Here is a 9001-nt window from a genome sequence, read left to right as displayed (position 1 = left end):
TGCCGCCCTGCGCCCAGCCGGTGGCGGTGCCGAGCCCGAGCGGCGCAGCGCTGACCAGCGTCACCGGCCGCGGCGCGAGCCGCAGGGCGACGCTCAGGCCGGCGACGCCGGCACCGACGACGACGACGCGGTCGGCGGGGTTGCGCGAGAACGCGTTCATCGCGCACCCACCGCGAGCATGCGCTCCACCGCGGCGCGCGCCCGGTCGGCCAAGGCCGGGTCGACGACGACCTCGTGGGTCAGGGTCTCCAGGGCGTGCCGGATGTTCGACAGGCTCATCCGCTTCATGTGCGGGCACATGTTGCACGGCTTGATGAACTCGATGTCCGGGTTCGCGGCTGCGATGTTGTCGGCCATCGAGCACTCGGTCACGAGCACGACCTGCGCCGGGCGCTTCTCGGTGACGAAGTTCATCATCATCGCGGTCGAGCCCGAGAAGTCGGATTCGGCGACGACGTCCGGCGGGCATTCCGGGTGGGCGATGACGGTGACGCCGGGATAGCTCTCGCGCACCTCGCGGATGTCGGCTGGGGTGAAGCGCTCGTGCACCTCGCAATGCCCGGCCCAGGTGAGGATCTCGATCTCGGGCAGCACCGCCTGGACGTTCTGCGCCAGGAACTCGTCGGGGATCATCAGCACGCGCTTCACGCCGAGCGAGCGGATCACCTCGACGGCGTTGCCGGAGGTGCAGCACAGGTCGGACTCGGCCTTCACCGCCGCGGAGGTGTTGACGTAGGTCACGATCGGCACGCCGGGATACTTGGCACGCAGGCCGCGCACGTCGGCGGCGGTGATCGAGTCGGCGAGCGAGCAGCCGGCGCCGAGATCCGGGATCAGGACAGTCTTGCCCGGGTTCAGCAGCTTGGCCGTCTCGGCCATGAAGTGCACGCCGGCGAGCACGATCACGTCGGCCTTCACCGTCACCGCCTCGCGGGCGAGCGCCAGGCTGTCGCCGACGATGTCGGCCACCGTGTGGAAGATCTCCGGCGCCTGATAGTTGTGCGCCAGGATCACGGCGTTGCGCTCGCGCTTGAGGCGGAGGATCGCCTCGATGTCGGGGGCGAGCGCCGGCCATTCGATCGCCGGGATGTGGCGGCTGACCCGGGCGTAGATCTCGGGCAGCGGCATCCCTGCCGGAACGGCGCGGGGGGCGGAGACGGGAAACGCGGTCGACGCCATGGCGCCCTCCATTATGCTCAGTTTGAGCATTGTGCCGCCTAAGTTAGGCGCGCCGGATCGCCGTGTCTAGATATGCTGAGACTGAGCATAACGGTTTTGCGACGCACCCGGCGCGATGCGTCGCACAACGCCGTCGCCCCGGTCCGAGGCTCGCGCGCTTCCGGCGTGATGGGCTCGTGCAGGACAGGTTGGTCGTCCTGTCCGGGATGCGGAATTTTTGACCAGGACGCGGGCCGTGGGAGGACCGACGCCTCGCCGCGATGAGGCAGCAATGCCTAGATCGCCGCAGGCCGAAACCGCCCAAAGATAACCTATGTTGCTGCGGCACCCGATCGATTGCGCGACATCGCGAGCCGGTGCCGAGGCGCCATCGGAACTCCAGCTGCGCGGGGCACGATGCTCATCACCACGGAAGACAGCAATGGCTCCTCGGACTCCCTGTCCGTCGCGGCGCCGAAACTGTCCGATGCGATCCGCATCCATCTGGGTGAGCATCTTCGAACCACGTATGCCGCCTCGATGCAGGCCCCGCCGCCGTCCCATCTCGGCGATCTGCTGGCGCGCCTCGAAGTTGTTCTTGCCGACGCGCAGGGGCGCGACGACGCGGCGTTCAAGGCCGGCCTGCTCGAAGCCGCCACCAGCCTGCACAGCTTCGCCATCTCGCTGACCCGCAACCCCTCGGCGGCCGACGACCTCGTGCAGGACACGATGCTGCGCGCCTGGCGCAGCCGCGGCAGCTTCAAGGTCGGGACCAACCTCGGCGCCTGGCTGTTCACCATCATGCGCAACGCCTTCTACAGCGTCCACCGCAAGCACGCCCGCGAGGTCGCCGACAGCGACGGCGATCACGCCGCGCGCCTGACGAGCCTGCCCGAGCAGGGCGGCCACCTCGATCTTCAGGACGTGCAGGCCGCGCTCGGGCGCCTGTCGCCGCCGATGCGCGAGGCGCTGATCCTCGTCGCCGTCGAGAACGTGTCGTACGAAGAGGCGGCGACGATCCTCAAGTGCCGGATCGGCACCGTGAAGAGCCGCGTGTGGCGCGCCCGCGACCAACTCGCGCACATGCTCGGCTATACCGGCGCCGAGGTCGGCGCCGACCACCTCACGCTCTCGGCGATCGGCGAAGGCGGCCTCGCCGCCGGCGCCTGAGCGGACCGTCCCTTCGCGGGCGCGACCTGCCCCTTCGCGGGCGCGACCTGCCCCTTCGCGGGCGCGACCTACGTCGTCGAGCGCGAGCGGCAGCCCCAAGGTCGAGAGCGATCCCTGAAGCCGGCAGCGCGCTGCGTCCGGGTCGTCGAACCATGCCGCCGCACCGCGCGCCGATCGCGATCACATTCTTTATCCCACCGCGCCGATCCGGCGCAGTCTGGAACGGATCGAATCAATCCGTCTGGCGTTCCCGTTGCGATACCGCCCTGCGGGCACGCACTTCGCCCGCACCACAGCCGCCGGCACCACCGGTCGCACGGGACAGCGAGCATGACGGACAAGACACGAGACGGCGCCTTCGCGCTGACGCGGCGGACGCTGATGGAGAGCTGCGCCGTCGCGGCGGCCGCCACCGGCTTCGGCCTGCCGGCAAAGCCGGCCTTCGCGGACGCACCGGGCGATCCGGCGCCGCAGATGCTGTCGGTCCGCCTGACGGTGAACGGCACCGAGCACGACCTCACCCTCGACACGCGCACCACCCTGCTCGACGCGCTGCGCGAGCATCTCGACCTCAACGGCTCGAAGAAGGGCTGCGACCACGGCCAATGCGGCGCGTGCACGGTGCTGGTGGATGGGCGCCGGATCAATTCCTGCCTGACGCTCGCCGCGATGCACGATGGCGACGCGATCACCACGATCGAAGGCTTGGGCACCGAGGAGCAGCTCCACCCGATCCAGGCGGCGTTCCTTCAGCATGACGGGTTCCAGTGCGGATACTGCACGCCGGGCCAGATCTGCTCCAGCGTCGGCATGCTGGCGGAAGTCAAGGCGGGCTGGCCGAGCCACGTCACCGAAGACCTCGTCGGCAAGGCTGCGTTCACCGATGCCGAGATCCGCGAGCGGATGAGCGGCAACCTGTGCCGCTGCAGCGCCTACCCGAACATCGTCGCGGCGATCCGCGACGTCGCCGGCACCGAACTCTAGAGGCGCGCGCGATGAAAGCCTTCACCTACGAGCGGCCTTCCACCGTCCGCGACGCGGCGCGGCTCGCGGCGGACCGGCCGAATGCCAAGTTCATCGCCGGCGGCACCAACCTGCTCGACCTGATGAAGCTCCAGGTCGAGACGCCGGCGACCCTGATCGACGTCAACCGGCTGCCCCTCGACAAGGTCGAGGCCATGCCGGAGGGCGGCCTGCGCATCGGCGCGCTCGTGCGCAACTCCGATCTCGCCGCCGACCCGCGGGTGCGGAAGGATTACGCGGTGCTGAGCAAGGCCCTGCTCGCGGGCGCTTCGGGGCAGCTGCGCAACAAGGCCACGACCGCTGGAAACCTGCTCCAGCGCACGCGGTGCTACTATTTCTACGACACGTCGAAACCCTGCAACAAGCGCGAGCCCGGCTCGGGCTGCTCGGCGATCGGCGGGTTCAACCGCATCATGGCGGTGCTCGGCACCAGCGATGCCTGCATCGCCACCAACCCCTCCGACATGAATGTCGCGATGCGGGTCCTCGATGCCAGCGTCGAGACGCTGTCGCCGAACGGCGCGACCCGCGCGATCCCGATGGCACAGTTCCACCGCCTGCCGGGCGACACCCCGCAGATCGAGACCGCCCTGCAGCCGGGCGAGATCATCACGGCCGTGACGCTGCCGAAGCCCGTCGAGGGCCTGCACGTGTATCGCAAGGTGCGCGACCGCGCCTCCTACGCCTTCGCCACGGTCTCGATCGCGGCCGTCATCGGCAAGGCGGACGGCAAGATCACGCAGGCGCGGATGGCCTTCGGCGGCCTCGCGCACAAGCCGTGGCGGGTCGAGGCGGCCGAGGCCGTGCTCGCCAAGGGCGGTAGCGCCGACGACGCCGCTGATGCGGTTCTGGACGGCGCCCGCGGCTACGGCACCAACGACTTCAAGATCCCGCTGACCCGGCGGACGCTCCGCGCGGTGGTGACTGACGCCACCCGGACCTGACCGTCCACGCTTTCAGGATGAATGCCATGGAGATGAATCAACCGGTCGGGAAGACGCCGCTCGACGACAGGCCCGACGGCCTCGTCGGACGGCCGATCGACCGCATCGACGGCCGCCTCAAGGTGATGGGCCGCGCGCCCTATGCCTACGAGACCCGAGAGGTGAAGAACCCAGCCTACGGCTTCATCGTCGGCGCGACGATCGCCGCCGGCACGATCCGCTCGATCGATACCGCCGCCGCCGCGAAGGCACCCGGCGTCATCCATGTGATGACCCACGAGAACGTGCCCGAGCAAGGGGAGAAGAAGGAGCAGGTCTGGCCGCAGCTCTCCGGGACGAACATCGGGTTCTTCGATCAGCCGGTGGCCTTCGTCGTGGCCGAGACCTTCGAGCAGGCGCGCGCCGCGGCCAAGCTGGTGAAGGTCGCCTACGACGTCCGGGCCCCGAAAGCCTCGCTGCGGGCGGCGCTGCCCCAGGCGGTCGAGCCGAAGAAGCAGCAGACCGACCCGGATTCGAAGCTCGGCGACTTCGACGGTGCCTTCGCCGCGGCCCCGGTCAAGCTCGACGTCGAGTACACGACGCCGACGCAGATCCACGCGCAGATGGAGCCGCACGCGACGATCGCCTCGTGGGAGGGCGACAAGGTCGTGCTCTACACCGCCAACCAGATGCTGAACCGCGGGCAGAAGTCGCTCGCTTCGGTGCTGAAGCTGCCGGTCGAGAACGTGCGTCTGGTGAGCCATTACATCGGCGGCGGCTTCGGCTCGAAGCTGCAGCCAATGCCGGAGGCGACGCTCGCCGCGCTGGCCTCCAAAGCAATCCAGCGCCCCGTGAAGGTGGCCCTGACCCGGCAGCAGGAATTCCACGTCGCGACCCACCGCACCGACACGATCCAGCGCATCCGGCTGGCCTCCGACCGCGACGGAAGGCTGACGGCCCTGTCCCACGAATCCTGGTCCGACACGGCACAGGGTGACGAGTTCTACGAGACCTCGGCCAACGTCACGCGCTCGCTCTATGCCGCGCCGAACCGCATCACGCGCCATCGCCTGGCCAAGCTCGACCTGCCGATCGCGTCCTCGATGCGTGCGCCCGGCGAGGCCGTCGGCATGCTCGCCTTCGAATGCGCCATGGACGAGCTCGCCGAGCAGATCGGCCTCGACCCGATCGAGCTGCGAATCCGCAACGAGCCGACGCAGGACCCGGAGAAGCAGGTGCCGTTCACCGTGCGCCAGCTCGTGCCGTGCATGCGCGAGGGTGCCAAGCTGTTCGGATGGGACCGCCGCAAGGCGGCCGGCACGGTGCGCGACGGCAATTGGATGGTCGGCATGGGCATGTCGGCGGCGGCCCGCCTCAACCCGCTGATGCCGTCCTCGGCGTCGGTGAAGCTCGGCGCCGACGGATACCTGACCGTGCGGATGGCGATGACCGACATCGGCACCGGCACCTACACCATCCTCGCCCAGATCGCCGGCGAGATGATGGGGCTCCCGGTCGAGCGCATCCGCGTCGAGATCGGCGACACCGCCTATCCCGCGGCGGCCGGCTCCGGCGGATCGTTCGGCGCGGGCTCGGCCGGCTCGGCGCTCTACGTCGCCTGCGACAACCTGCGCAACAAGCTCGTGGCGGCGACCGACCTCAACCCGGACGGCGTCGTCTTCGCGGACGGGCGCGTCACCTCGGGCAACCGCTCCGAAGCCCTGATCGACCTCGCCGGGTCGAGCGGCGTCGCGGCGGAGGGCGAGATCAAGCCCGGCGCGCTGAAGGAGAAGTTCTCGCACTACTCGTTCGGTGCGCACTTCGCCGAGGTCGGCGTCGACCGCGACACCGGCGAGATCCGCCTGAGGCGCATGCTCGGCGTCTTCACCGGCGGCCGCATCCTCAACGCCAAGACCGCCCGCAGCCAGGCGATCGGCGGGATGACCTTCGGCGTCGGCGCGGCGCTGATGGAGGATGCGGTGATCGACCCGCGCACCGCCACCTACGTCAACCACGATCTCGCCGAGTATCACGTGCCGGTCCACGCCGACATTCCTGCGATGGACGCGGTGTTCCTGCCGGAGCGCGACGACAAGGCCAACCCGCTCAAGAGCAAGGGGCTGGGCGAGCTCGGCATCTGCGGCGCCGGCGCGGCTTTGGCCAACGCCGTCTACAACGCCACCGGCATCCGCATCCGCGACTATCCGCTGACGCTGGACAAGGTGCTGAAGGGCTTCGAGGAGCAGGAAGGCCGCGCGCCGCGCAGGGCATGACGCCAGGGAGTGGTTGACGGCGGCCTCGCCCATGGACATCCCGCGATGTGCCAACATCCGGGAGCCACGCCATGGTGTCCGCCGACCGCCATCCCCCGAGCCGCTTCAACGCGGCGCGCTACTGCCTCGGCGAGAACGTGCGGGCACGGCCGGACAAGACCGCGCTGATCCTCGTCGGCGCGGGCGAGGCGGTCGAGACCCTCACCTTCGCCGAGGCCGACCGCGCCGTCCGCGGGATCGCGGCCGGGCTCCTGGCCCGCGGATTGCGCCGCGGCGACCGGGTGATGATCCGCATGGGCAACGAGGCCGACTACGTCCTCGTCTACTTCGCCGCGCTCGCCGCCGGCCTCGTCGCCCTCCCATCGTCGCCGCAGCTGACGCCGGCCGAGGCAGCCTTCCTGATGGAGAACTCGGGTGCGGCGGCGGTCGCCGTCGGCGGCGGCTGCGTGGTCGATCCGGCGGCTCTCGGCGACTGCATCCTCCTCGATGCAGCGGCCATCGCCGCGATAAAGACCGAAGCGCCGCTCGCCGACTACGCGGACACCTCCGCCGACGACCCGGCGACCCTGGTCTACACCTCCGGCACCACCAGCCGACCGAAGGGCGTGCTGCACGCCCACCGCGCGGTCTACGGCCGCCGGCCGATGCTCGAGCACTGGCTCGGCCTTTCGGAATCCGACACGATGCTGCACGCCGGCACGATGAACTGGACCTACACGCTCGGCGTCGGCATCACCGATCCGTGGTCCGTCGGCGCGACCGCCGTGCTGTACAACGGGCCGCGCGACCCGTCCGTCTGGCCCCGGCTGATCGCGCGCCATCGCGCCACGATCTTCGCCGCCGTGCCGAGCCTGTATCGCCAGATCCTCAAGTACGGCGACCCGGGCAGCCACGACCTGTCGAGCCTGCGCCACGGCTGCACCGCCGGCGAGGCGCTTCCCGCGGACGTGCTCGACGCCTGGACGGCTGCCACGGACAAGCCGCTCTACGAGGCGCTCGGCATGAGCGAGATCTCGACCTACGTCTCGACCGGGCCGACGATCGCGCAGCGCCGCGGCTCGCCGGGCAAGCCCCAGCCGGGACGGCGCGTGGCGATCCTGCCGGTCGAGGGCGCACCCGAGCCGGTGCCGGCCGGCGAGACCGGCCTGCTCGCGGTCCACCGCTCCGAGCCCGGCCTGATGCTGGGATACTGGAACAGGCCCGACGAGGAGGCGCAGGTGCTGCGCGGCGACTGGTTCGCCGGCGGCGACCTCGCCCGGCTCGATGCCGACGGCTATCTCTGGTTCGAGGGCCGCAACGACGACCTGATGAACGCGATGGGCTACCGCGTCTCCCCGAACGAGGTCGAGGGCGCGCTGATCGCGCATCCGTCCGTCGCCGAAGCCGGGGTCGCCGAGCTGGCCGTGCGGGCCGACGTCTCGGTGATCTGCGGCTTCGTCGTGCTGCAGCCGGGCGCCCAGCCCGACGCGGACGCGCTGATCGCGTGGTGCGCCGAGCGCCTCGCGGCCTACAAGCGCCCGCGGGAGATCCGCTTCCTCGACGCCCTCCCCCGCACCGCCAACGGCAAGGTCCAGCGCAAGCGGCTCGCCGCGGCGGCCGGGGCTTGAGCCGCGTGTCCGCGATCCCGCCGAACGGCACGCGCACCCTGCCGATCTCCGTCTTCATCATCGCCCGCAACGAGGCGGACCGCATCGGCGCGACGATCCGTGCGGTGCGCGACCTGACCGACGACCTGGTGGTGGTCGATTCCGGCTCGACCGACGGGACGCAGGCGCTGGCAGCCTCCCTCGGCGCGCGGGTGATCCACAACGACTGGCCGGGCTACGGCCCGCAGAAGCGCTTCGCCGAGGACCAGTGCCGCCACGCCTGGCTCCTGAACCTCGACGCCGACGAGGTGGTGCCGCCCGATCTCGCCGCCAACATCCGCGCCTTGTTCGCCGCCGGCGAGCCCGAAACGCCCGCCTGGCGCATCGCCATCGCCGAGATCTTCCCCGGCGAGAGCCGCCCGCATCGCTGGGCCTACGCCCTGACGCCGGTGCGGCTCTACCGCAAGGATCGCGGGCGCTACTCGCCCTCCCCGGTCCACGACCGCGTGGCGCTTGAGCCCGGCGTCGAGCCCGGACGGCTCAAGGGGGTGATCCATCACTTCTCGGTGCGCTCGCTCGGCGACCAGCTCGACAAGCTCAACCGCTACTCCGACCAGCAGGCCGACGACCTCGAAGCCCGCGGCGTCGCGATCCCGAGCTGGCGCGTGTTCGTAGAGCTGCCCGGCAATTTCCTGAAGGCCTATTTCGGCCGCCGCCACTGCGTCCGCGGCGTCTACGGCTTCCTCACGGCGATGAACTACGCGATCTCGCGCCACCTGCGCATCGCCAAGCACTACGAACGCCGAAGGGCCTCCGCCACGCGCCAAGCCCGCGACCCGCTTGACCGCCCCGGCCCGACCTCTTAGAG

8 protein-coding genes are annotated in these 9001 nt (G+C 70.4%); 6 read left to right on the top strand and 2 right to left on the bottom strand.

The window, feature by feature from the left end:
* Positions 1-160: FAD-dependent oxidoreductase (locus FV223_RS31420; RefSeq protein ID WP_147724912.1), on the bottom strand; the 160-nt coding region annotated here is incomplete at its 3' end.
* Positions 157-1179, bottom strand: coding sequence for a quinolinate synthase NadA (gene nadA, locus FV223_RS01160; protein WP_147724910.1), 1023 nt, complete (start codon positions 1177-1179; stop codon positions 157-159). The genes FV223_RS31420 and nadA, both read right to left, overlap by 4 nt.
* Before the next feature lie 396 nt (positions 1180-1575).
* Between nadA and FV223_RS01155 the strand changes: the two genes are divergently transcribed.
* From FV223_RS01155 to FV223_RS01130, 6 genes are all read left to right on the top strand, one after another.
* Positions 1576-2328, top strand: coding sequence for a sigma-70 family RNA polymerase sigma factor (locus FV223_RS01155; protein WP_147724908.1), 753 nt, complete (start codon positions 1576-1578; stop codon positions 2326-2328).
* 330 nt (positions 2329-2658) lie between these two features.
* Positions 2659-3312 carry an aldehyde dehydrogenase iron-sulfur subunit PaoA gene (paoA, locus tag FV223_RS01150; protein ID WP_147724904.1) on the top strand — a complete coding sequence of 218 codons (654 nt, stop codon included), beginning with the start codon at positions 2659-2661 and terminating at the stop codon, positions 3310-3312.
* An 11-nt stretch (positions 3313-3323) separates the two neighbouring features.
* On the top strand, positions 3324-4295 hold the full coding sequence (locus tag FV223_RS01145) for a xanthine dehydrogenase family protein subunit M (RefSeq protein ID WP_147724902.1): 972 nt from the start codon (positions 3324-3326) through the stop codon (positions 4293-4295).
* 26 nt (positions 4296-4321) lie between these two features.
* Positions 4322-6547 (top strand): xanthine dehydrogenase family protein molybdopterin-binding subunit, encoded by a 2226-nt coding sequence (locus FV223_RS01140; protein WP_147724900.1) that lies wholly within the window; start codon positions 4322-4324, stop codon positions 6545-6547.
* Between the two features lie 71 nt (positions 6548-6618).
* Complete coding sequence (locus tag FV223_RS01135; RefSeq protein WP_147724899.1) at positions 6619-8154, top strand: AMP-binding protein; 1536 nt, start codon at positions 6619-6621, stop codon at positions 8152-8154.
* Positions 8151-8999 (top strand): glycosyltransferase family 2 protein, encoded by an 849-nt coding sequence (locus FV223_RS01130; protein ID WP_246689562.1) that lies wholly within the window; start codon positions 8151-8153, stop codon positions 8997-8999. Before FV223_RS01135 ends, FV223_RS01130 begins: the two co-directional genes overlap by 4 nt.
* The last annotated feature ends 2 nt before the right edge of the window (positions 9000-9001 follow it).

The organism is Methylobacterium sp. WL116, assembly GCF_008039455.1.
Lineage (GTDB): Bacteria > Pseudomonadota > Alphaproteobacteria > Rhizobiales > Beijerinckiaceae > Methylobacterium.
This window is presented reverse-complemented; position numbering and strand designations above follow the sequence as displayed.

Excerpts from the sequence above, each read along its gene's own strand:
- nadA (WP_147724910.1), bottom strand. The coding sequence starts at position 1,179 with ATGGCGTCGACCGCGTTTCCCGTCTCCGCCCCCCGCGCCGTTCCGGCA.
- FV223_RS01155 (WP_147724908.1), top strand. The coding sequence starts at position 1,576 with ATGCTCATCACCACGGAAGACAGCAATGGCTCCTCGGACTCCCTGTCC.
- paoA (WP_147724904.1), top strand. The coding sequence starts at position 2,659 with ATGACGGACAAGACACGAGACGGCGCCTTCGCGCTGACGCGGCGGACG.
- FV223_RS01145 (WP_147724902.1), top strand. The coding sequence starts at position 3,324 with ATGAAAGCCTTCACCTACGAGCGGCCTTCCACCGTCCGCGACGCGGCG.
- FV223_RS01140 (WP_147724900.1), top strand. The coding sequence starts at position 4,322 with ATGGAGATGAATCAACCGGTCGGGAAGACGCCGCTCGACGACAGGCCC.
- FV223_RS01135 (WP_147724899.1), top strand. The coding sequence starts at position 6,619 with ATGGTGTCCGCCGACCGCCATCCCCCGAGCCGCTTCAACGCGGCGCGC.